This window comes from Luteolibacter sp. AS25 (genome assembly GCF_046736275.1).
Lineage (GTDB): Bacteria > Verrucomicrobiota > Verrucomicrobiia > Verrucomicrobiales > Akkermansiaceae > Luteolibacter.
Map to the genome: position 1 here is coordinate 1,785,615 of NZ_CP151837.1, position 23,578 is coordinate 1,809,192.

The 23,578-nt window shown below is 51.2% G+C and carries 24 protein-coding genes and 1 tRNA gene; 11 read left to right on the plus strand and 14 right to left on the minus strand.

From position 1 onward, the window contains the following. Positions 1-32 precede the first annotated feature (32 nt). From AAGA79_RS08120 to AAGA79_RS08135, 4 genes are all read left to right on the plus strand, one after another. Positions 33-3,749, plus strand: a complete 3,717-nt coding sequence (locus AAGA79_RS08120; RefSeq protein ID WP_411825295.1) for a phosphoribosylformylglycinamidine synthase — start codon at positions 33-35, stop codon at positions 3,747-3,749. Between the two features lie 139 nt (positions 3,750-3,888). After that, a complete protein-coding gene (gene rpoN, locus AAGA79_RS08125) occupies positions 3,889-5,289 on the plus strand; it encodes an RNA polymerase factor sigma-54 (RefSeq protein ID WP_411825296.1) in 1,401 nt (466 codons plus the stop codon). A 130-nt stretch (positions 5,290-5,419) separates the two neighbouring features. Next, on the plus strand, positions 5,420-5,890 hold the full coding sequence (locus AAGA79_RS08130) for a GNAT family N-acetyltransferase (protein WP_411825297.1): 471 nt from the start codon (positions 5,420-5,422) through the stop codon (positions 5,888-5,890). A gap of 9 nt (positions 5,891-5,899) precedes the next feature. Continuing rightward, on the plus strand, positions 5,900-6,883 hold the full coding sequence (locus AAGA79_RS08135; RefSeq protein WP_411825298.1) for an ABC transporter permease: 984 nt from the start codon (positions 5,900-5,902) through the stop codon (positions 6,881-6,883). Here the strand turns inward: AAGA79_RS08135 and AAGA79_RS08140 are convergent. Together AAGA79_RS08140 and AAGA79_RS08145 are read right to left on the minus strand one after the other, a co-directional pair. Next, positions 6,869-7,288 (minus strand): Minf_1886 family protein, encoded by a 420-nt coding sequence (locus AAGA79_RS08140; RefSeq protein WP_411825299.1) that lies wholly within the window; start codon positions 7,286-7,288, stop codon positions 6,869-6,871. The genes AAGA79_RS08135 and AAGA79_RS08140 overlap by 15 nt on opposite strands. A 62-nt stretch (positions 7,289-7,350) precedes the next feature. Further along, positions 7,351-7,812 (minus strand): tetratricopeptide repeat protein, encoded by a 462-nt coding sequence (locus tag AAGA79_RS08145; protein WP_411825300.1) that lies wholly within the window; start codon positions 7,810-7,812, stop codon positions 7,351-7,353. 131 nt (positions 7,813-7,943) lie between these two features. On the opposite strand from AAGA79_RS08145, the gene dgt reads away from it, so the two are divergent. From dgt to AAGA79_RS08160, 3 genes are all read left to right on the plus strand, one after another. Next, positions 7,944-9,227, plus strand: a complete 1,284-nt coding sequence (gene dgt / locus AAGA79_RS08150; protein WP_411825301.1) for a dGTP triphosphohydrolase — start codon at positions 7,944-7,946, stop codon at positions 9,225-9,227. A 94-nt stretch (positions 9,228-9,321) separates the two neighbouring features. Next, positions 9,322-9,396: transfer RNA gene (locus AAGA79_RS08155), tRNA-Asn, on the plus strand. Positions 9,397-9,498: 102 nt separating this feature from the next. Further along, positions 9,499-10,368, plus strand: coding sequence for a class I SAM-dependent methyltransferase (locus AAGA79_RS08160; RefSeq protein WP_411825302.1), 870 nt, complete (start codon positions 9,499-9,501; stop codon positions 10,366-10,368). Here the strand turns inward: AAGA79_RS08160 and AAGA79_RS08165 are convergent. The 9 genes from AAGA79_RS08165 to AAGA79_RS08205 all read right to left on the minus strand — a co-directional run bounded on the left by AAGA79_RS08165 (position 10,365) and on the right by AAGA79_RS08205 (position 18,395). Further along, entirely contained in the window at positions 10,365-11,165 is an 801-nt protein-coding gene (locus tag AAGA79_RS08165) for a TatD family hydrolase (RefSeq protein WP_411825303.1), read from the minus strand. The genes AAGA79_RS08160 and AAGA79_RS08165 overlap by 4 nt on opposite strands. Before the next feature lie 7 nt (positions 11,166-11,172). Beyond that, positions 11,173-11,436 carry a hypothetical protein gene (locus tag AAGA79_RS08170; RefSeq protein WP_411825304.1) on the minus strand — a complete coding sequence of 88 codons (264 nt, stop codon included), beginning with the start codon at positions 11,434-11,436 and terminating at the stop codon, positions 11,173-11,175. 59 nt (positions 11,437-11,495) lie between these two features. Next, on the minus strand, positions 11,496-12,224 hold the full coding sequence (locus tag AAGA79_RS08175) for an esterase family protein (protein ID WP_411825305.1): 729 nt from the start codon (positions 12,222-12,224) through the stop codon (positions 11,496-11,498). Positions 12,225-12,255: 31 nt separating this feature from the next. Next, on the minus strand, positions 12,256-13,224 hold the full coding sequence (locus AAGA79_RS08180) for an acetylxylan esterase (protein WP_411825306.1): 969 nt from the start codon (positions 13,222-13,224) through the stop codon (positions 12,256-12,258). 34 nt (positions 13,225-13,258) lie between these two features. Continuing rightward, positions 13,259-13,837 carry a sterol desaturase family protein gene (locus AAGA79_RS08185; protein ID WP_411825307.1) on the minus strand — a complete coding sequence of 193 codons (579 nt, stop codon included), beginning with the start codon at positions 13,835-13,837 and terminating at the stop codon, positions 13,259-13,261. 75 nt (positions 13,838-13,912) lie between these two features. Next, complete coding sequence (locus tag AAGA79_RS08190) at positions 13,913-14,518, minus strand: alpha-ketoglutarate-dependent dioxygenase AlkB family protein (protein WP_411825308.1); 606 nt, start codon at positions 14,516-14,518, stop codon at positions 13,913-13,915. Between the two features lie 12 nt (positions 14,519-14,530). Then, positions 14,531-16,552 (minus strand): cytochrome c biogenesis protein, encoded by a 2,022-nt coding sequence (locus tag AAGA79_RS08195; RefSeq protein ID WP_411825309.1) that lies wholly within the window; start codon positions 16,550-16,552, stop codon positions 14,531-14,533. Beyond that, positions 16,542-17,738, minus strand: a complete 1,197-nt coding sequence (locus AAGA79_RS08200) for a cytochrome c biogenesis protein ResB (RefSeq protein ID WP_411825310.1) — start codon at positions 17,736-17,738, stop codon at positions 16,542-16,544. The genes AAGA79_RS08195 and AAGA79_RS08200 overlap by 11 nt, the downstream gene beginning before the upstream one ends. A 60-nt stretch (positions 17,739-17,798) precedes the next feature. Next, a complete protein-coding gene (locus AAGA79_RS08205) occupies positions 17,799-18,395 on the minus strand; it encodes a hypothetical protein (protein ID WP_411825311.1) in 597 nt (198 codons plus the stop codon). A gap of 101 nt (positions 18,396-18,496) precedes the next feature. On the opposite strand from AAGA79_RS08205, the gene AAGA79_RS08210 reads away from it, so the two are divergent. After that, entirely contained in the window at positions 18,497-19,387 is an 891-nt protein-coding gene (locus AAGA79_RS08210) for a phosphatidylserine decarboxylase (RefSeq protein WP_411825312.1), read from the plus strand. Here the strand turns inward: AAGA79_RS08210 and AAGA79_RS08215 are convergent. After that, the gene (locus AAGA79_RS08215) at positions 19,384-19,782 is read right to left on the minus strand and encodes a DUF3127 domain-containing protein (protein WP_411825313.1); all 399 of its coding nucleotides are present in this window, start codon (positions 19,780-19,782) and stop codon (positions 19,384-19,386) included. The genes AAGA79_RS08210 and AAGA79_RS08215 overlap by 4 nt on opposite strands. 287 nt (positions 19,783-20,069) lie before the next feature. Between AAGA79_RS08215 and AAGA79_RS08220 the strand changes: the two genes are divergently transcribed. The 3 genes from AAGA79_RS08220 to ispE all read left to right on the plus strand — a co-directional run bounded on the left by AAGA79_RS08220 (position 20,070) and on the right by ispE (position 22,087). Then, the gene (locus tag AAGA79_RS08220; protein ID WP_411825314.1) at positions 20,070-20,531 is read left to right on the plus strand and encodes a MarR family transcriptional regulator; all 462 of its coding nucleotides are present in this window, start codon (positions 20,070-20,072) and stop codon (positions 20,529-20,531) included. Between the two features lie 66 nt (positions 20,532-20,597). Beyond that, positions 20,598-21,257 carry a polyphenol oxidase family protein gene (locus AAGA79_RS08225; protein WP_411825315.1) on the plus strand — a complete coding sequence of 220 codons (660 nt, stop codon included), beginning with the start codon at positions 20,598-20,600 and terminating at the stop codon, positions 21,255-21,257. Positions 21,258-21,268: 11 nt separating this feature from the next. Further along, positions 21,269-22,087, plus strand: coding sequence for a 4-(cytidine 5'-diphospho)-2-C-methyl-D-erythritol kinase (ispE, locus tag AAGA79_RS08230; RefSeq protein ID WP_411825316.1), 819 nt, complete (start codon positions 21,269-21,271; stop codon positions 22,085-22,087). A 27-nt stretch (positions 22,088-22,114) separates the two neighbouring features. Here ispE and AAGA79_RS08235 read toward each other — a convergent pair whose 3' ends face one another. Continuing rightward, a complete protein-coding gene (locus AAGA79_RS08235) occupies positions 22,115-22,963 on the minus strand; it encodes an NAD-dependent epimerase/dehydratase family protein (protein ID WP_411825317.1) in 849 nt (282 codons plus the stop codon). Continuing rightward, positions 22,960-23,475, minus strand: coding sequence for a hypothetical protein (locus AAGA79_RS08240; protein WP_411825318.1), 516 nt, complete (start codon positions 23,473-23,475; stop codon positions 22,960-22,962). Before AAGA79_RS08240 ends, AAGA79_RS08235 begins: the two co-directional genes overlap by 4 nt. Positions 23,476-23,578: the final 103 nt, after the last annotated feature.

Genomic DNA, 23,578 nt, shown 5'->3' on the forward strand with positions numbered 1-23,578 from the left:
CCCGAATCTAAAATTTAGAACTCTGCAGAGCCTTGAACGCCCACACTCTTTACGTCGAAAAGAAGCCGGACTTCGCCACCGAAGCCAATCACCTCCACCACGAACTCCGGGAGTCACTCTCATTACCGAATCTGGCATCACTCCGCCTGATCAATCGCTACGATATAGAAGGCCCGAGCGATCTGGAATTTGCCCAGGCTACCGCCCAAATCCTATCGGAGCCACAGGTCGATTCAACTGCACTTTCTCTACAGGTCAGCGAAAACGAAACCGCTTTCGCATACTCTTATCTGCCTGGGCAATTTGACCAGCGTGCCGATTCCGCGGCCCAGTGCATCCAGATCCTTACCGGGAAAGAAAAACCAGCGGTTACATCTTCCCGTATCGTCGTATTGACCGGGGAAGTCACCCCGGACGAGCTTTCCGGCATCAAATCCTACATCATCAATCCCGTGGACTCCCACGAGATTTCCGTGGCGCCGGATTTCATTCACCAATCCAAGCCGACTGAACCGGCGGATGTAAAAATTCTCGATCAATTTCTCACAGACAGCCCGGAGGAAATCCGCAAGGAAATGTCACTGGCCATGTCTACCGAGGACATCGCGTTCACTCAGGATTACTTCAAAACCGAAGAATCACGCCCTCCGAGTATCACGGAAATCCGCATGCTGGACACCTACTGGTCGGATCATTGCCGCCACACCACTTTCCTCACAGCCATCGACGATGTTACCTTCGATCCCGGCACGGAAGTCATCCAGGAAACCTACGAAACTTACCGTAGTGTCCGCAAAAAACTCGAGCGTGATGAGAAGCCAGTCACCCTCATGGACATCGCTCTCATCGGCATGAGAGAACTCAAGGCCTCCGGCGAACTCGATAACCTCGAAGTTTCCGAAGAAATCAATGCGGCATCCATCGTAGTGCCAGTAAAAATTGATGACCTTCCCGAAGAGGAATGGCTCATCCAATTTAAAAACGAAACACACAACCACCCTACCGAAATCGAACCATTCGGTGGAGCTGCAACCTGCCTTGGCGGATGTATCCGCGATCCACTCTCCGGCCGCTCGTACGTCTATCAGGCAATGCGCGTTACCGGCGCGGGAGATCCCTTGACTCCGTTTTCAGAGACGCTCCCGGGCAAGCTACCCCAGAAAAAAATCTGTCAGGTGGCAGCCAAGGGCTATTCCTCATACGGAAACCAAATCGGCCTCGCCACCGGCCAGGTCGCTGAGGTCTATCATCCGGGCTACGTTGCAAAACGTCTCGAAATCGGCGCCGTCGTCGCAGCTGCACCCCGGAAGAATGTATTTCGTGGCAGCCCCTCCCCGGGCGATGTAATCCTACTCATTGGTGGCAGAACTGGTCGCGATGGTGTCGGCGGTGCAACAGGTTCCTCCAAGGAACACACTGATACCGCCCTGGAAAACTCAGCGGAGGTCCAGAAAGGAGACGCCCCAACCGAGCGCAAAATTCAACGCCTCTTCCGCAATGCGGAACTCACACGAAAAATCAAAATCTGTAACGATTTCGGTGCAGGTGGTGTTTCCGTCGCAATCGGTGAAATAGCCCCATCCCTCATCATCAATCTCGATGCCGTCCCTAAAAAATACGACGGTCTCGATGGCACCGAACTAGCAATTTCGGAATCCCAGGAACGTATGGCCGTTTGTGTGGATCCATCGGAAATCGACTATTTCATCAGCGAGGCTGACAAGGAGAACCTGGAATGTGTTCACGTGGCGGATGTGACCGATTCCGGCCGCCTCGTTATGAACTGGCGTGGCAAGGAAATCGTAAACCTCTCCCGCGCGTTCCTCGATACCAATGGTGTTCAGCAATCCGCGGCAGTCCACGTGACCTCTTCGTCACAGGTGACGGAAGTAGAAACGCCAAACAGCCTTTCCGACCACCTTGCATCGCTCAATGTCACTTCACAGAAAGGCTTGGGAGAAATGTTCGACGGTTCCGTAGGCGGGAATACCGTCCTCTGGCCTTTCGGCGGAAAAAACCAGATAACTCCACCGGACGCAATGGTCGCCAAACTTCCGCTTATGGAAGGTGAAACAGATCATGCCACCTTCATGTCCTGGGGATTTGATCCTTATTTATCTGAAAAATCACCCTTCCTCGGAGCTGCCTACGCAGTCACGGAATCCGTCTGCAAAGCGGTAGCTGCTGGTGCTCGTCTTGGCGATATCCGTCTCACACTTCAGGAATACTTTCCACGCCTGGGGAACGATCCAAAACGCTGGGGCCTTCCTTTTGCGGCACTTCTAGGTGCCTTCCGCGCGCAACATGAGCTACGCCTTGCTGCCATCGGAGGAAAGGATTCCATGTCCGGCTCGTTCAACGACTTGGATGTTCCACCTACTTTGGTCTCCTTCGCTCTGGCACCAGGTCTAGCGTCTTTGGCGATTTCTCCTGAGTTTAAGAAAGAAGGCTCTCTGGTCTCCAGAGTCGATACACCGATCCTGGAGAACGGCCTACCGGATTTCAAAGCCCTCATGAAGCTTGCAGATTCACTTTCAGATCTGAATGCTTCCGGCCATATCCTTGCACTCCATCACATCGGAGCCCCAGGTCTCGCCGCAGCCATTACTAAAATGGCTCTCGGGAATGGTATTGGCTTCACTGAATTCGATCGAATTTCATCCGAATACAGTCCGGGATATTTCAGTTTTGTTCTCGAGCATCCGACGGATTCAGCACAAGCGCTCAGCAAACTTATCCCTACAGCGAAAGCAATCGGAAATACTGCAGCAGAAGCAACTGTGTTGATCAACGGGCATTTGCACTCACTTGATACGCTCCGCAAAGCCTACACCGGCACGCTGGAACCAGTCTACCCCACCGCGCCTGATGTGTCAGAAAAACCGGTCGCACCGATCCCGAGCTTGATCTCCGAATCATTCACACCGGCAACGGGCAGAAAAACCGGCACTCCGCGTGTTCTGATTCCCTCGTTCCCGGGTACAAACTCGGAATACGATTCCGCACGCTCATTTGCACGCCAAGGCGCACAAACACACATTGAAGTTTTTAGAAACATCTCTGCGAAACACATCGAGGAATCCATCAAAAAGCTGGCAACCGAGATTGGCGAATCACAGATCCTATTCATCCCGGGTGGATTCTCCGCAGGAGATGAGCCCGATGGCTCAGCAAAATTTATTGCTACAATCCTTCGCAATCCACGGGTATCCGATGCAATTTCCGATCTCCTTGAAAATCGTGATGGCTTGGTCCTCGGGATTTGTAACGGCTTCCAGGCCCTGATCAAAACGGGACTCGTGACCACCGGAAAAATTACCGAAACCGACGAAGAGTTTCCTACCCTCGTTCACAACGATATCTCCCGCCACATTTCCCAATATGTGGAAACTCGGGTCGCCAACAACAGTTCCCCGTGGCTGGCTAACCAAACAATCGGAGATATCCATTCCGTGCCCGTCTCAAATGGAGAGGGTAAATTCCACGCATCTGAAGAGATGGTGACCAAACTCTTTGCTTCGGGACAAGTCGCCACCCAATATTGTGATCAGTTTGGAAACCCGACCATGCAGCACCCGTTCAATCCAAATGGATCTCTGGCCGCCATCGAAGGACTAACTTCTCCTTGTGGTAGAGTTTTGGGTAAAATGGCCCACTCGGAGCGCTTCTCAAAACATGTGGCAAAGAACCTTCCCAACGTTTCCCAACAGCCAATTTTCGCTGCAGGAGTCGGGTATTTTACTGCTTAGCATCCTAACATCGGTCGTCTTTAATTGTCAGATTTAGTATCGCAAGATAAATCTCACTATAAAATCGACCCTTTGGCATAATTAGTGCTTCTCATTTCTAGTATTCGACATAAATTGGCGGCATAATTTTTGCGCGCCCATGGCCGAAGCTTCCCTACATCAATCACTCTCCCAGTCACAGACTCTCGCGCCTCAGATGCGGAAGAGTCTGGAGATACTTCAGGCGAGCACGATGGAATTATCCCATCTGATGCAGCAGGCACTGGAGACAAATCCTACCCTTGAAGATGTGACCGAAGTCACATCTCTGGATGAAGACGCTCCCGATGCGGAGGAAGCAGACTCTCTGGAATACATGAACGAATCGGAGGACGATTGGCGGGATCGCTCGATTCTTGAAGGTCGCTCCGCACAATGGACACAGGAGGACGAGGAGCGGAGACAACGTCTTTATGACAACATTGTCGCCCCGGAAACCCTCCAGCAGCACCTACAGCACCAACTTGATCTTTCTCTGATCGAGCCGAATGTTAGAGAAGCGGCTCTTGTGATACTGGGCCAACTGGATGACCGGGGGTTTCTAGATACAAAACTTGTTGAACTCGCCTCATCCAATTCTCTCGCGATCAAACCTCTCGAAGAAGCTCTGGAATTAATCAAGAGCTTCGAACCGGCGGGCGTCGGAGCATCCGGCATTCCCGAAGCACTGCTAATACAGCTGGAGCGTTCAGGGGGCACTGAGACACTTGAATACAAAATCGTCCGTGATCATCTCGAGGATCTTGCACGCAAGCGCTACCCACAAATCGCACGGGCACTCGGCACAACCGTCGAGCGTATAACCGAAGCTACACAGACGATCGCCAGGCTTTCGCCCAATCCGGGCGGTGAATTTGATCCGACTGGCAATCCATATATCCTACCCGATGTCGTCATTGAGAAAAATGACAATGGAGTGTGGGGAGCACGCCTCACTGGTGAGCACCTCCCTTCCCTTCGTATCAATGACTTCTACAAGGACATGATCGGGAAAAACGGAGTCGATTCCAAAGCCCGTGCCTTCCTCCGGGATCAGATCCGCGACGGACGCAGCCTGATCCGTTCCATCTCCCTTCGGCAGGAGACAATCCTTGCGATCGCCCACAAGCTAATCGAGCAACAACCGGCCTTTCTCGAAAAAGGTCCCCGCCATCTACGTCCACTCACCATGAATGACGTTGCTGATGAACTGGATCTCCATGCGACAACCGTTTCAAGGGCAGTAGCCGGTAAATATATTCTCACACCACAGGGTCTGATGGAAATGCGCGCCTTCTTTGCCACAGGTTATCAAACAGCCGGCGGTGCGGAGGTATCAAACGCGGGTGTCAGGGAGGCAATCCAACAGCTGATTTCCCATGAGAACCCAGCAAAACCCCTTTCGGACGACGCAATTACGAAGGCTCTCAAAACCCAGGGAATCAAAGTAGCGCGCCGCACGATCGCAAAATACCGTGAGCAACTGAACATACTTCCCTCCCATCTCCGGAAGTCGTTCTAATCCCTTTCGTTTCCTAGTTCGGACTACTTTTCCTTCGCGGGAAAAATGCAGCTGTGCCGTAGCAACATATAGTTTTTCGCTGGAAAAAATTAAAGTTTCCCTCCGTCTCCATCCGGCATTTCATATGTGGATGATCGACATGCTCGTGCGCCTATATGACCTTCCAGACTCCTCCGGGCTTTATACGAAAGTTGCAGCGCAGGGAATCACCCTCAGACGTGGACGTGCATTTGAGAAACATACGATAGCCAATTTTGCTCGTGTGAACTTCTCCGAAAAATGGGCCAGTGAAGTGGAAGTAGCGATAACTCGTCAGCCGGTTTCATGCTGGATTGCCACCAAGGATAAGGAGATTCTGGGCTTTTCCTGCTACGAAACCACAAATCGCGGCTATTTCGGGCCTACAGGAGTCATTGAGGCCGCCCGGGGAACTGGCATCGGAAAGGCATTGTTATTCAAGGCACTGGAATCTCTCCATGATATCGGATACGCCTACGGGATCATCGGTGGTGTGGGCCCTCGTGAATTTTACGAAAAAAACTGTGGAGCCATCGAGATTCCGGGAAGTGATCCGGGCGTCTACAGTGATATCCTTCCCTAAATCTTCTCTGTGGAACTAAGCGCGAATACCACCGACCTGCCGGAGAAATTCGGCCCGATGACGGTAAAGGAACTGCGGCAGAGCCTCCGGCGCTCCAGCTTTGTCTACCCATTCATCTGTATTCATATTTTCGCTACTATTGCGATCTTCGCGGAGTTCCAGCTTCCGGAATTCGGATCATCGGGCACTTCCGCAGTCCTGCTATGGGATGTCCGGTATATCGGGCCTTTTTGGTGGGTCGCGATGGCAATTTGCGGAATTATCATGCCGCTGGCAGGTTTCTTCCTGATGCAGCAGGAGGTGGAGGAGGGAAACCATGAACTACTCCTCCTTACCCCCCTTTCCCGCTGGCAAATTATCACCGGGAAATTTTTCATGCTCTGGGGATTGAGCGTCCTCACGTTTACCTCATTACTCCCTTACGTGGTCATCCGCTATTTCATCGGCGGTATCGAGTGGGGCCAGGAACTTGCGAATGCGGGCACCGTCATCAGTGCAGCGGCCATCCTTTCTGCTGGCTCCATCGCTTCATCAGGATTCGGAAACATTGCAGCTAGATTGGGGACATTTGTTCTATTTCTCTGCGCTGCGGCAACTGGGGGAGGCGCTGGAATGATAGGTGGAGGCATGGTGCTCGCCATGGGCAAGACATCGAAATACGGGATCCTCTGCAGTCTCTTCTATCACTTCTCCGCTCTTTGCGTAGTTGCTTGCTATTGCGTGATGGGACTATTGATCGCCCGGTCCAGAATGCGTCTCGCGACCATGTCTTTTGAGCTAAAGCCTTCCTCGCTTTTACTCATAATCCTCGGTCTTTCACCATTTGTGATCGGCATGGCCGCAGCCGTCAGCTGCGGATTCGGCTCTGTCGCGGGGGTCATCGTCCTCGCGTTTCTAGCCTGGCACTCGGATGTTACCCCGAAGGCTCCAAAGTGGATGCCTTCTCCACCACCGAATATTCCTCCGCCTTTGCCTGCCTCAGCTCGCGATTGAACCGCGTGGAACAGTCTGTTTCCGCTTCGGAAGAAACGGCTCACGAAGGCTTTTCTTAAAATCGAAAACCTCATCGAAATCTTCCGGTCGATCTGAATCCTGTTTTCCAAAAACTTGCTCCTCAATCATCTGGAATACCATATTGCCGACATCAGAGCATTCGTTGACTCCCCACTCATCCATCAGTGTGGCTGCCATCGGTCCAAACTGTGCCAATGAAAAATCACGAAAACCTTCCACAAGTTCCTTACCGGAGACATGCCTGCCGTGCACCTCACCACGTTCTTGAAAACGCTTGAGAGTGAAATCCAGCGAGTCTTTCAGAAAAAAGTATGCCTGCGCATCATACCGGCTTTCCCGGCCCAGGATGGATGCGACGGATTCTTCAAACTGAACGGGCTGCATTCCTTTAAACTCCCAAAATTTGGGCAAGTTGTCAAAAGGCGAATACTCTAAAGCTTATACCTTTAGATTTCCAAGCCTACCAGATCGCGGTCTTCACGTGCCGCCTCAATGAAGCTTTCATCCAGCTCGATCGCTTTTTTGATAAACTCACGGGCACTATCCTTTTCATTCAACGTCCAGTGATAACAGGCCATATTGTAATGATAGACTGCGAACTCTTCTAGAGCCTGCGGCCCGTCCTTCAAGCATTTCAATGCTTTGTCAGTCTTTCCCAGTTCATGGAGACAAAACGCGGCACTTAGAAAAAAATCCGGATCATCGGCTACCTGGGAACACAGTTGCAGCGCCGTTTCAGATGCATCCTTCCAGGATTCCTTGGCCATCTGCGCGGAAAGCGTGAGCTCCAGTGCCCGTCTATCCTCGGAGTCTTTGCCCTGTAAACCCTTCAACTCATCCAGAGCATCGTCCGGCATTCCCAGCTCCAGCCAACCTGAAGCAGCTCGCAATACTTGTTTCGCTACCATCACCCTAGAAATAGCAGAAGACGGACCATCATCAACAATCTTAAATCAGTTTTGATTCCTTCTCCCTGATTACCTGAAAACAAATCACTCTACCCTTGAACACGTAATACCCTCGCTCGCAAACTCCGACCATGCGGAACGAATTCTACGGGGCCTTTGACACCGAGCGACTTTCAGGAAGATCCGACGCCGGGGACTACCGGTCACCGTTCCAGATTGATCGTGACCGAGTATTACACACCCCGACTTTCCGCCGTCTCCAGAACAAAACCCAGGTTTTCTGGTCCGGCGAATATGATTTCTACCGCACCCGCCTCACCCATTCGCTCGAAGTTGCACAGATCGGGAAATCCGTGTGCGCCTGGCTGCAAAACATGCCGGATTCGCTGCTCTCTGATAAATTTCACATCGATACAGATCTCCTCGAGGCTATTTGTTTATCCCACGATCTCGGCCATCCACCCTTCGGGCACGCGGGCGAGCGTACACTTAACCACCTCACGCGGGAACATGGCGGCTTTGAAGGTAATGCGCAGACCCTCCGCCTTCTCACCCAGCGCATTTTCTCGGCAAAACGCACCGGTATGGATCCCTCACGTGCATTTCTGGACGGCGTGTTAAAATACAAAACCCTGTGGTCAGAACTCCACACCGACGGGGCACCCCCAAAAAATCATTTCATCTACGATAATCAGGTCTCCTTTCTTGATTGGTCCCTCGCTGGAATGGATTTCCCGCTAGAGCTCACTCCGGGAAAGGTAAGGGATTCCTTCAAATCAATCGAATGTCAGATCATGGACTGGGCAGATGATACCGCATACTCGCTCAACGATCTGTCGGATAGCGTTCGAGCCGGTTTTCTCCATGTTGAAAAGATCGAAACGTGGGCGGAAAAGAGAGGCCACGACATTTCGCCGAAAACCCCACTTGGAGACCTGATCCTAGCCATCAGACAACGCCGTGTGGATCCATTCGTAGGAAAGCGTATCGGGAAATATATCCAGTCAGCTCGCCTCGAGCTTGATAACAATTTCCTCTCAGCCACCACAAATCGCTATAAATTCAGGCTCGTGGTAGATCCAGAGGTCCGTGCCGAGTCCGAGATTTTCAAAGCGCTGGCCTATGAGGTGGTCTTTCTCTCCCCGCAACTCAAGCAACTCGAGCACAAAGGCTCCCGCATGCTTAGGCAACTCTGGGAAATACTCGAAACCCGATACGTAAAAGACCAAGCCATTGACGGACAAAAGTTCGAACTTCTTCCGGCAGATACAATGGAGGAAATTCAGAAATCCGCAGATGAATCCACGCGTGCGCGACTGATTTGCGACTACCTTGCAGGGATGACGGATGGCTATGCCGCACGCACCTACAAACGCCTCTTCTCTCCCGATTTCGGTTCCATCAATGACCTGTAGAAAAAATTGAATTTAGAGCAATTTTCCCCTTGCAAGAAACCCCGAATCAAAGGCACATTCCGCCCACGTCGCTTCCAGTGACTTTCATTTCAATTCCGGTGTAGCTCAGCGGCAGAGCGGGTGGCTGTTAACCACTAGGTCGTAGGTTCGATCCCTACCGCCGGAGCCATTGAAATAATTATTCTGCCTGAGATTTTCCCATCTCACTTTCGATTTTTCCTAATCCATGAGGCAGACTCTTTCCTTCGATCCTCTACATTCTCTCGAAGATATGTCGGGCTTGATTTCCGAGGTCACGGGTATCCCCACAAGGCAGGTTATCCAGCGGCTCCAGAGCGAGCGGGCAAATATAGGTTCCAGCGTTAAATCCGCTTTTAACCACGCTATCAAAACAGATGGAGCGAAACGGTATGTCTACAATTCTGCCATGGAACGTTTCTACCAGAATACCGATTCATTCCTGTATGAACTAGCGATCTGGAATATGAACGGGTTGAAACAAGACTTGGGTAGATGGTGCTCCGATTGGATCTCCAAAAAACTAGGTTCAAGCAATGTTCTCAGCATCGGCGACGGTATGGGCTTTGAGTGCCTTCGGCTGAAACAGGCAGGCCATCAAGTTACTTATTTCGAAGTTCCCGGCTACAGTGCTGAATTCGCAAAGCGCCTGTTCCAGCGGAACAACTCGGAAGTCCAGCATCTTACCAATCCCGATCTTATCCCTTCCGGCACTTTTGACGCGATGATCTGCCTTGATGTGCTCGAGCACGTCCCGGATCCACCGTCCTTCGTAAGAATGCTCAAAGCGCACTTAAGGCCGGGCGGCATTTTCATCGTCCACGCCCCTTACTACATGATTCAGGCGAACTACCCTACCCATGTGGCAAGCAGTCGCCAATATAGTGGGGACACCGGGCTGTATGAAGACGCTGGATTCCGGGTTATCGACGGCCGCCCACTTTGGAACCCTATCGTGCTTCAGGCTCCCGGCGGAGATCAGTTCTCCACATCGCTTTCCGGAAAACTTCGCCTCGCGCTGGGAAAGCCCTACCTCATGGCGGGGAGGAAGAGCGCTAGACCATTCCGCTTTATCCACCAGATAAAAGACAAGCATCAGGGATGGTTCGACCAAAGCCTCTAGACGAAAAACTTCGGTGACTGGCTGAGAAACGCCTTCGGATTCTCAAAAATTACTTTCTGTATCAGATCAGGAGAATGTTTTCTGCGTTTCATTTCCAAGGCGCACTTCGGCACAGCCAGAGGATCGGAAACTCCCCAATCACAGGCGGAGTTCATCCAGATCCGTTCATTTCCATACATTTCGAGTATATCGATCGCTCGATTCGGAGTGCATTTACTTTCCGGATATAAAGTCATACCCGCCCAATAGCCTGCATCCAGCACGTGAGATACAGTGTGCTCTTCCACATGATCGATGATTACTTTTCCCCTATCCAGTGCTGAGAAGGATGCCAGCGAATCGAGAATCAGCTTCGTACCCTTCAGCTTATCTTCCAGATGAGGTGTATGGATCAGCACCGGAAGATCGTGATCCAACGCGATTTGCACATGTTCCTCGAAGATCCGCATTTCATTGCGGGTATTTTTGTTAAGTCCGATTTCACCGATGCCCAGGACATTCTCCTTTGTAATGAATTCCGGGATCAGACTCATTACCTCCCGAGCAAAGCCCGGATCATCCGCCTCCTTGGGGTTGATACACAACCAGCAGAAATGTTTGATTCCGAATTTTTCGGCCCGTTTCGGCTCATATTCGGTGAGCTGGCGGAAATAATCATGAAAACCATCCGCTGATGAACGGTCAAATCCCGCCCAAAATGCGGGTTCACAGAGCGCCTCGCATCCTGCTAGTGCTAGTTTCTCGTAGTCATCCGTTGTGCGGCTGACCATGTGTGCGTGTGGTTCGATATATCGCATAGCTGGATCAGGAAACGGGAGCACCCTTGGCTCCCTGGAATTCTGCTTTCTCGGGAATTTCCACGGAGCTATCGGAAAATGTCTCCAAGACCCGTTTCGCACGATCGACACGCTTCTCCATTAGAATGGGAATGGCTGCCCGGAAATATTTCATACGGGAATCCTCCTCGCCCTCGTGGCGCTCCAGCCGGTCCAGGAACGCTGCCAGGTCTATCAGGCGCGCCCGTGCATCTACAAACTGGAGATCCAGTAATTCCTTCTTCGTCAGCATACCTATATCATCCGGCTAAGATGGCCCCATGCAATGAGAATTCTCAACCGCAAGTAGGTTCACACAAAGTGAGGTGCCATTTCCCGCCAGAACCGCCCACGGTGAGCCCTACCCGGCCAGTAATGAAGCCGGTGGGAGATCTTCTTCTGCGTTAGTATCCGGGAAAGATGCTCGTTGTTTTTCACAAAAGGATCCTGCCTACCGATCACAAAGATCATATCGATCCGTCTTAACTCCTTCAAGATCGCCTTGGACTTCAGACCCGGAAGGAAATGCGTGGGAGTATTGAAATACACCTCATCATCATAATGCGCCCCGAGGAGACTATCGAAACTCTCCACCTTGAGGGTCAGATCATATCTTCCGGAGAACGCCACCAGCTTGGAAAAAGGCTTCGGGTGGCGAAATACTATATTGGCAGCGAAGTAGCCACCGAGGCTGCAACCGTGGGAAATTATGCACGGGTGATCATTCAACTCATCCGCGAAAGGAATCACCTCCTCCAGAACATAAGCCTCATACTCCAGATACCGCTGGATCCTCCCGCTGGGATGGGCCCAGAAACAATAGAAACTCTCGTTGCTAATACCGTCCAGACAGTAGAGCTGAAGCTGGCCAGCTTCAATTTTGTGCCGCAATACCTCGGTCAGGCGAAGATCCTCGTATTCAAAAAAACGCCCATCCCGGGTTGGGAATACCAAAACTTTCGCCCCTGCATGGCCAAAGACAAGCATCTCCATATCGCGATTGAGGTTTTCACTCCACCACTTGTGGTATTCACGCTTCATAGAGGGGTTTTTCTTTGGGGGATGAAGTTCATCACAGTTTGCTAAACCAATTGTTCACATCGCGAATCACCCGCCGTGTCTCGCTTTCTTCTTCAGGGTATTTGAAGTGTCCTGCTCTTCTTACGAACAAACTTTTAGGGGATTTCACTGCATTGTAGACCGCAAATTGCCCGGGCGGGGCCACTACCGGATCGAACATCGCGCACTCGAAACTCACTGGCTGCTTGATCCATTGGGCCGCAATTGCCGCATCATAAAACGATAGCGTCTTTTCGACCATCGCAGGCTCACGTTTGTACATTGCCTGCACTGCTGCGCCGCTCCCAGTGGTCTTAAGCTTCATCCTGAGTGGCTGGTTTCCAAAGCTAGGCACAGCAAAATGCGCTCTGGAAATCCGCTGATCCCAGGCCAGCGCCATGGCCCCAAGACCACCGCTAAAGCTAGTCCCCATTAGGCCCACCCTACCATTTGCCTGCGGAAAAAGCTTCAACGCGGCACTGACCGAAAGCCAAATATCCTCCACACACCCACCGTGGATGTAGTTTTTCCGGTCCTGGATATCATGTAGAACATGCCACAGAGGGTTTGAGGATATTGGCGGATGCAGACTCTTCCCCAGACCGCGTGCACAGGGAAATAACACGGCTGTATCCTTTACCTTCCACATAAAATCGGGCTCTTCCCGGCCCCCATATCCATGGAACGAGATCAGCACGCGTTTTACTTTCCCGGATGCTGGTGTCAGACACCAGCCTTTCACTTTTACGCCATCCGTCGAATTCAATGACAGATCATGCACCTTCCAACTCCGTCGTTGGGACTTTACCGGCGTGATCTCTGGTTGGGACTCGATTTCGAGCGCTTTCGAATAACGCTCTTCCCAGAATTTCTCAAATCCCCTCGGAGCCTGTGGAGCATCAACCAAGAGAAGATTCTCCAGGGAGTACCCGTAGGTTGGATCAAACGCATATGAGTGCCTAAGCGGAAACATGGCAGCCATTTAGCATTCTACATTCCGGGCTGTTAGAAAAAAACTACACCGATTCCGGCTGAACATCCGGCACCGCGGGTCCGCGGGCCTGCATGAAAGTCGTCTTAGCTCGGAGAATCAGAGTTCCCAGCAGGTAATCGGCAAGCGGAAGAACCACGTTGAAATTTTTGTGCATGTAGCGGTGATGCAGGAGATGGTGCCCATTGAGCTTCCTGAACCAATGGGGTTTCTCCACACGCCGTGCCTTGGGCAAATGCATGCACCAGTGGATATACTCGTAAAAACAGTAATAGGCAGCGAAGGCCAGAACACCTCCAACGGTGAATCCCCAGTTCCCGACAAGCAGTGAAATACATGCGAAGGGAATAGCCCCGATCATCGTTAGCACTGCTCCATTCCACCAAGCCATCGGGATCGTCTCTTTATCCTTCTCATCGTGGAGGTGATACGTTTGATCCGCCTTGAATACCTGATGATGGACAACCGCATGCGCATTGAACGCGTATCGGAATTTCCCTACCGGCCTGTGCATCACATACTTGTGAAGCGTCCACTCAAAAAAGGATGCAAAAACGATGCCCACGGTGAGGCCCAGCAATGTCAGCAGAATAAATGGTATCATGATAGAAAGACCTGCCGATGCGGGCAATGGGCGGTCGTATAGCCCCGCCCCACGAAGCACAAGCTAAGCTTTGTTCTAAATATCCAACATTTGGCGAAACGTCAGATTGATCCTTGGCGCGCTCACCTTCTTCGTTTTCGGTAACTGGTGAAGCCAGCACTCTTGGGTTTTCCCCTTCATCTCCAGCAAACTGCCGGTTTCCAGCACCAGGGATACGGTTTCTTTTGTTTTCTTATGCTTGAAGGAAAATTTCCTCTCGGCACCGAAACTCAGAGACGCAATGGAACTACCCGCCACGATCGATTTCTCATTATCACTATGCCAGCCCATTCCCTCACCACCCATGTGATAGAGATTCATTAAACACGAATTGAAAGAGCTCCCTGTTAGCACCTCACACCTCTCCTTAAGTAATCGCAGCCGGGGTGTCCATTCGTGCGCAGCCTTCGTCGTTCCCGAATAGGTGTAGGATCGGCCACGGTCAGCAAACCATGCCACTTTCCTTGCCATCACAATACGCTTTCCGAACATCGACGTTTCATCATTCTCCCAAGGGATTTTCGACATCAGATCATCGAAAACTTCCGTGCTTTCCTCGTTTTCAAGGATGACCCCGTGGTAATTCACCACCCCATCGTAGGGCAGCAAGTTTTCTACCGGTTCTGCAGAGAACAAATCCATCTGCCGATAAATTTATGCGTCCAACCCCTTCACCACTTCCTGGTCAGAGGGCGAGCGTATTTCCTTCTTCGTTGACTGTTCGATCATCATTACCACTGCTCCGAAAAGCAGGAAAATCAACATCACTCCGTAGAAGATCCAGATCGTATCCTTTCCGGCTGTGAAGCCATAATTGTGCAGCCCCACACCGAGGAAATTCACATGCCACCATGAAAATGCCACCACGCAGGCGGTAAACACAGACGCAAGATGAAGCCCCCAATCCTTGATAATTCCACCAAGGCGGGCATGAAGAATGGCTAGTGTCCAGAGCACGATCATCAGTGCCCCATTCTCTTTTGGATCCCACCCCCAGAACCTTCCCCAGGAATAATTCGCCCAAATTCCACCGAGCACAGTGCCCACAAGAGAGAGGAAAACGGTAAGGCAGATGGAACCGTAGACAGCCTTGGTAAGGGATCGACGTAGATCCTTGTTTCCACCGTCCAGATTCAGCCCGCGCATGAGTATGTAACCACAGGAAAGCATTGCGGCCAGGAGTCCCGCGGAATAACCGAGCGAAATGGTGATCACATGTGTCGCCAACCAGAAATTCGAATCAAGAACCGCTACCAATGGATCCAGATGATCGCCCGCGTCCCCGACCTCGTAACGCCGCGCAAGTATCAACAAGGCTGTCCCAATAATCGGCGCCAATCCTAGCGCAAAACGTTTTCTGGCGATCCATTCTATAAGGAGCGCAAAAATCACGCCCGTTGCGCAGATGAAAATAATAGTGTCGTAGAGATTTCCCACCGGAGGTCGCTCCATGATCAGGCAACGCTTCACGATAGCGATCACACACAATACAGTCGCCCAGCCAGTGAAGGCAAACGTGGCCCAATAAAACAATTTCCCGATCTTGTTAAAACCAAAGCCCCACATCGCCAGCGCGCACAACGTGCCAATCAGGAAATACACGATAGCATTCAGGAAATAGTCTTTCTTAAAGTATGTGACTTCCATTCCGATTCGTTTCCCCTCGCCACGTGCTTCGGCACGCTTCCCGGTAAGCGCCTTAAACTCATCAACATGCTTGCGGAATTCCTCCTCCGAGGTTTGAAGCGAGCGAACCATCACCTCCATCGCAGCCACATCCTCGATCGCCGTTTCTGGATCTTTGGATTCAAGAGTCATTGTTTGCATGATCGCGTTCCCGGCCGTCAACCATGTCCCATCTTTCGTATCCTTCGGCGGGAGTATAAATAACCCGTATTTCGAGAAATTTGCACCATCCAGAATTTGCTGCAGGAGGTCCTGTATCTGCGGGTCGATTCTACCCTCGGCGTTCTGGGTCTGCTCGACTCTCTCCATAATTTCAGGAGCAGTCGTCATCACGGCACTGAAATTCGCAATCGTATCAGGTTTGCCGTCTGTACCTGTCCCTTTCAGCGTGACCCCGTATCTGGCAAATGAAAAATAGCTCAGGATACTCTCATAAGTGCGGACATTGTAAGCGAGATCTATCGTCTGCTGCTGCACTGGATCGCGATCATCCTTATCGATCGGTTCATAGGACCGTGCGAGCTCTACTAGCTTCTCACGCCCGGGCTCAATCTCAGTATAAGAGTAACGATCTCGACGCCCTTTGATCTCCACTCCGATTGCTTTCAGAACGTCCGAATTATCCACCCGGAAAGTAGGCAAATCCACGGCCAACTCAGGCCGGAAAAGCGTATCCATCATCCACTCGGTCGGCTTGACCTTGTATGTCTCACCGCCCTTTCCAAGAACCTTCATCGATCTCGCGCCATGTAGCCCGAGCATCTGGAAGCCAGCGAAAGTCGAGAATGGTTTGATCCTGCCACCCTCTTGCACCGCGATCGCGGACACGGCATCAACTGTCTCGTCCTCCCAGGGCGCGTATTCTTCTACCTTCTGGGCCTCGCCCTTGGGCATATTGTCGATGAGCATGTTCGTAAACACCACGACCATCGCGCCGAGCGCCAGAACGGCCACTACCCACCTACCCCACTTCGATTCTTTACGCTGCATTTTTCCTCCTTCTGGATTGGGCGACAACATGGTCACCGAGTTTTGTTAAAAATGTGACAAGCATCCCGAAGGCAACCACATATAGACTGTATTCGGGCCACTTGTCCGCCGGGTTCTTCACAACCTCGAAAACCGAATACATCTGGTCTCCCGGTCCTGCACCCGGAGGCCCGTAGCTCGCTTGGAAAAAGGTAAAGCCCTCATACCTCATCGGCTCGTTCATCTGGATTGTCACCGCGGACTCCTGACCATTCTCAACCCTCCGAATATCGCTCACAAACTTCGCGGGGCGTGAAGTGCCCGGATGGAAATCTGCGGTAAAAGTATCCAACGCTACGGTAAACGGCATCACCCAAAGGCGCTTGCGCATATCTACCGTAAAAAGCCGGTCCCCGTCACGAACCGTGAATGGGTGGAAACTCGCTCCGGCCAGGATGAACGGGGCGGATTTCTCACCGTCTTCGAAAATGATTTGAGCATACGCCCCAGCCAAGTTCGTTTCAGCATTCACCTCCTCGTCCTTCTGCATCAGATAATAATTATCCGTAATCAGCTCCTTTGAGCTCGGAGCACGCTCGAAGGAACTCACCGGAACCGCATTCTTGAGATAGCCACTTACTTTCAACGAAAACGGAACACCGTTGAAGTCAAACGTCCGGCTGCGCCCACCTTCGAGATCGGTAAGGTTCTCTCCCCTGACCACATGAATCACATCATCTTGATCCTCTTTGACCTCACGCACCTCGATCACATACTCGAAGTAGTCTTCCGCGGTATTGCTCATCTCACCCTCACCCACAGCCATATTGCCGCGTTGCTCCAGATGGTGGGCAAGCCCTCCTCCCAGCAGCATGAAGACTATCGCAAAGTGAGAAATAAGATTGCCAGCCTGCTTCCAACCCTTCCGGATCCGGATGATCCCTCCCAGAATCATATTTACCAACAGGACAGCACAAACGTAATACCCCCCTGGCAGAATTACCGGCAGCTTTTTCCCATTGAGTTCAGGAATGAAAAACAATGATCTCCAGCTGAAATATTTGTTCAGCGTCGGATACAGGCCGGCATCGATCTGTTCCAGCGTTGCCAGCCAGGTCAGCACCAACAGCAACAGCAATGTCGCCGTAGCTAGGGGAAATCCGGAAAGGAAATCATAAATCTTCGTCCACCATGACTTTCTTTTCATGGTTGATCGCACGTCGTTTCGTTTCTCCATATCAAAAGTATACTCCTCGGGATCCTAAATTTATTTCACCAGCTTCAAACTCGCCGCGAATGCCTTCAACGCCTGCTTTTCTCCATTCACCTCTTCCTTTGGGCCGATCATCTTGATCGTGACGATCTTCCCGTCCACATCTGCAATCACCCCGGCCAGACCATAGCCAGGCTTGGAATCGCCTCCGCCCATCATTCCCGCCCCATATTCACCTTCAGCCTCGACCCACACACCGCGCGCGCCAGCGATAGGCACTGTTTCCATCGCTGTAAATTCTTCGTCATCCAGTGGATCCTCCCCGAATTGTTTCAACCAGCGATTCACGTTTTCCAGAACACCACCCGCAAGTATGGAGACATAAACCTCTGAAATGCCAGATTCACCAAAACGGTAGTTCAGCTCGCGGAATTGAGCCGGAGGCAGCACCAACCAGCTCTCTGGAGCCTCGCCTTCCACTGGACTCGGCTTTGCATCACGGAAACGCTCATCACTGGTGGCAAACAACTTGGGTTCGGTATCCTTAGTCGTAAGTTCCCGGGTTTCGTCCACCGTCATCCGCTCAGGTTTCTCTTCACAGGACGTGAATATCAGGCAAATCCCAGCGGTCATGATACAGAAACCTTTCATTTTCGGGGAGATAATCGCGGACAGACTTACTCGCAAGTTCAATCGGACAAATACCCCATCCGACTTTGACTTTCAGCCACTCAGGAGCTTCACTGCGCGCAATGGAAAGCATCCGATACTTTAACCGCGGCACCGGAAATATGGACACAGAACAAGTCTATGGTGAAGGCTTTCTGCGATGGGTATATGGAAACCCCCTTGGAAAACTTTCGCTCCATGCCCTCGTCAAACGTCACCAGTTTTCCCAATGGTATGGAAAAAAGATGTCCAAGCCGGAATCAGCGGAAAAAATCGAACCATTCATCAAGCAATACGGACTCGATCCCTCCGAATTCGCGGAATCGCCGGAAAACTTCAAGAGCTTCAACGAGTTCTTCTTTCGAAAACTAAAACCAACCGCCCGCCCTATCGCGGATAGCCCCGTTGTTTTTCCTGCCGATGGTCGACATCTTGGATTTCCTGATATCTCTCGAATTTCCTCATTCTTTGTGAAAGGTCAGACCTTTGACCTACCCGCTCTACTTGGAGATAGTGCATTGGCTGAGAAATACGCAAAAGGATCGCTCGTTCTCTCGCGTCTCTGCCCCGTTGACTACCACCGCTTCCACTTCCCCGCAGCGGGAATCCCATCGGAAACAAAGGCAATCCCCGGCCCTCTCTTTTCAGTTTCGCCAATAGCTCTTGCCAGGAATCTTTCCTACCTTTGGACAAATAAGCGTACTCTCACCCACCTCGAAACTAAAGAATTCGGGACTGTTCTTATTATGGAAATCGGTGCGACCTGCGTAGGCTCCATTCATCAGACATACACCCCAGGAGTACCTTTGGAGAAAGGAGCCGAGAAAGGCTATTTCGCTTTTGGCGGCTCCTCTACCATCACCATTTTCGAGCCGGGAAAAGTATCCCTCGCACCCGATCTACTCGAGCATTCAGCCAAGCAGATCGAGCTCTATACACTCATTGGAAGTGAGATGGGAAACAAACCGATTTAGAACGGAATATCGTCGTCGAAATCATTTTCATTCCGGAGATCCGCAGCGGACGGTTCGGAATCCGTCGTAGGTGAAGAAGCCGCCGGAGACTGTCGCGCGCTGCTGCCGGAACCTCCACCGGAAGACGCAGCCCCCTTAGCCTCAAGCTTCCAGCAAGAAAGATTCACGAAATATTTGCCGTTGTATTCGTTACCACGGATGTCGAAGTTCACCTGGACCTCTTGTCCCTCACTGTAGTCGTCCAGAATTGAGCACTTATCCTTCACCACCTCGAATTTGAGGTCCTGCGGATACTTATCGTGGGCCGTGGTCACCACAAATTCGCGCTTTGAGAAACCACTCGGGAAAGTCTGTGTATCGTTGATCAGTTTGATCGTGCCTGCTGCTTCATACATCCGGGGAGTCTCTCCAAAATACCCCGATTGTCAAACCGTGGACGGTTCAAATTTTCCGTAAGTATTCTCCACAGCCCATAAAACCTAGGATAGTTAACTTTTATGGAATTTCATACTTCCCATAAAAACCACTTCTGGTTAACTTTTAAATGTCCCAACTCTCCAGCACAGCATTTTGAAAAAATGTAATTTGGTCTTGATTAATATCCGGAAACCAAAGTATCTTCGTTTCGCAATGGCTGTGCTCCCTTACATGTCCCCAAACATGAACACTACAACCAGCCAAAATGAAAAACACACAACCAAGCGCCTCCGGCTCCACGGTGAAAGCCGATGCCGATCGTCTCGCAGACTTCGTCCTGTTCACCCAGAGAAGCTGCATTCTTAACCTGTCACACGAACTCAACAAAGGGAACGTCTCATTCCCCCAGTTTTTCCTACTAACCTATCTTTCCAGCGAAGAATTTCTGACAATGTCCGACATCGCGAAAAAAATGGGCCATTCCACAGCCGCCGCTACAGGCCTTGTGGACCGGTTGGAAAAACTATCCTATGTTGAGCGCGTTCATGCAGCCGAGGACCGCCGCAAAATTATGGTACGCATCACTTCAAAAGGAATAGACCTTGTTTCCAAGATGCGGAAAGAAATTGCAGTGGATCTCGCCGGCATTCTGGCAGGTATGGATGAAGAAGAGGCTGAAACAGTTGAACATACTAATCGCGCGCTCAAAAATCGCTCGATTGCTTAAAAAATTCTGTCTCCCCCCTGAATAATCCAGCTTGGAACTCCAAGCGCCTCCGCTACGGTCTATCCCGTGACGGAGGCGTTCTTTTTTTTAAATCCAATCAACTCACTACCTGATTATCAGGCAGAGTGGATTCCGCGGCTTTCTGATGTCAATGTGCTTGGCGATCGAGAGTTTGCCCTTGGCAACCTCAAGCCAGTTCATGATCAAATCATCATGGAAAAATTTCCTAGGGTTCGAACCCGGCACTATGCCGAGCAAATCCATGGGAACAGCATCGCCGTCGTAACCGGACCATCGGAGTCGCAGGCTGTTAATCATCAATCGGTTGATGGATTGATGACAAACTTACCGGGCGAATTGCTGGCAATTTACGCTGCCGACTGTGCTGCCATCTATTTGGTGGATCCCGTAAAAAAAGCCATCGCTCTCCTACACTCGGGAAGAAAGGGGACCGAAATGAACATTCTTGGTAACGCTGTTTCGCAAATGTGCGAAATTTACGGCTCATCACCTTCAGATCTCATCTGTATCCTCTCACCGTGTATCAGACCGCCTGACTACGAAGTGAATTTCGCGGCAACTATTCGCGAACAAGCTAATGATTGCGGTATTGAGCAATTCCACGATTCTTGCGAGAACACTGCTTCTGACCTACACCGACACTACTCATATCGTCTGGAAAAAGGAAAAACCGGACGTATGCTCGCACTTCTCTCCATTAAATAATAATTAGCCCCATGCTTTCACCTGCGAAACTAAATCTTTCTCTCAAAATTCTCGGCAAACGACCTGATGGTTTCCATGAAATCGACACACACATGGTCAAACTCCATGGCCTCGCGGATGAATTGACCATCACACCCTCCAAGAAATTCACCTTTACCTGCGATGATGAATCCCTTCCGACAGGTCCTGAAAACTTGGTAGTCAAGGCGGTAGAGGCACTGTCCAAGGCCTCCGGCGAGAAATTAAAATACGATATCCATCTCGAAAAGCGAATCCCGCATGGAGCCGGATTAGGAGGAGGTTCCAGCAACGCGGCTACAACTTTACTTGCCCTCAACAGTCAACTTGAAGAACCACTCAACACAGATCAGCTACATTCGCTGGCTGCTGAGATCGGCTCTGATGTTCCGTTCTTCCTTTATGACGGAGCCGCCAGGTGCACCGGTAGAGGCGAAATCGTTGAAGCATTACCCAATCCTTCGGATGTGAAGGTTGTCCTTTTTAAACCAGATTTCTCTGTCCCTACCAAAGATGCTTACGAGAGCTGCCTTGATGTGGAACCCCTCCCCGGCATCCGTTTTACAAAGCAGCGATTCGCGAACATCGATCTCGAAAACGATCTGGAAAAAGCAGTTTTTGCCAAATATCGATATCTGGCTGAGCTGAAAGATTGGTTACTTCATCGCCGTGATACAAAAGCGGTGCTCATGTCTGGTTCCGGTTCCACCATCTTCGCTCTTCTCCACGACAAGGGTCGCCCCGACAGCCTGATTGGCTCGGCCCAGAAGTATTTCGATCCGAATCTCTGGACTTGGTCGGGAACACTCTGAAAGCAGGATTGAGTGAAAATCTTAGGACTAATATGCGTCTGAAGACTGTAAGTCCCCGGTCGCGCAAATCGCACCGTCGGCTCCCACAGCATCCAGGAACCTCGGAAAGCCGGGGCACCATCCTGTTTCAACAATTTTTGCATTTGAGACCTGCTTGTGGGTCCATCCGCGTTTCCGGTTCAAGTCACGGGGACCGGATGGAGGCAGAGTTTTGCCGAAAATCGCGGCCATACCCTGATAAACCTTCAACTGGCTCATCGGTGCCGAATCACAGACATTAAAAATCTCCCCCTCCGGAAAATTCGCCATCGTAAGTAGATGGACCACTGCACTCGCAGCATCGTCACGGTGGATCTGATTGATTATCCGCCTTCCGTCTTCCTCAATAACAGCTTCTCCATCCAGGAATTTTCTCAAGAGAACGCTACGACCCGGGCCGTAGATACCAGCCAATCGCACTACAACTCCTCCCGAGTCGGTCACCACTCGTTCCGCCTCCAGCAGGATCCTACCGGTCTCCCTGCCTGGTAACGTTTCTGACTCTTCGTTTACCATCTTCCCATCCGTTTGGGAGTAAACCGAGCTACTTGAGGTGAAAATCAGTTTTGCGCTGGAAAACCTATTGGAAAGGTTCCGGCAACCTCGCAGGTAGACACTTCGGTAAGCATCCTCACCACCTCTTCCGGATGCAGCGCAGTGCACCACAGCATCAAAATCCGGTAGGGCGTTCACTGCATCCGAGTCTCCAACATCTAGAGCCAATAAGCCATCTCCACCGCTCAAGCTAGCGCCGGAAACTTCCCAGCCCTTTGAGCGAGAAAGTTCTACAACCTTGGAGCCAACATTTCCCGCCCCTACGACTAGCAACCGTTTCATGGTGAAGGATATACACGATACTTCGGCTCCACGCCAGCTACCGTGCCCATTCCCGGACCTTTTGCCGCATACCGCTTCATATCGACTTTTTTGTCCCCCAAGAACCAAATCCAAGTCTCCTCATAGGTAATATCGCTCGTTCCCTCCAGCACGATCAAGGTTTCATCGTCTTTCACAAATCCGTAAACCGTCGCCGCATCCGCACCTCCCTCCTCGGGATACCATTCATCCGGTAACGATGTCTTACGACCAGATGCTGTTGTTATCACGATCGGGTCCTTCTTTCCATCCAGTCCCACGGTCCACCTCCCACCGGGATGCTGAAGTCTGTATTTCCGAAACCCGATAGCCTCGCTTTCAATCTGACGGTATCCCGAAACCCCGGGCACGTGAGGAATCAGAGAATCATACTCTCCTACTGTCCAAATTACAGCCTCTCCCCCGCCAGGTCCCGGAGCACAACTGCTCAAGGCAATCGCCAAGGCGAGTACACCGCTCGCAAAAAGTTTCATGGGGAAAATTAATACTCCGCCCACATTCGATCAATCCAATAAGGCATCCGATCCCGGCCTCGGAAAAATTCCTCTTTCACATCATCGCTGCATAGCATCCATT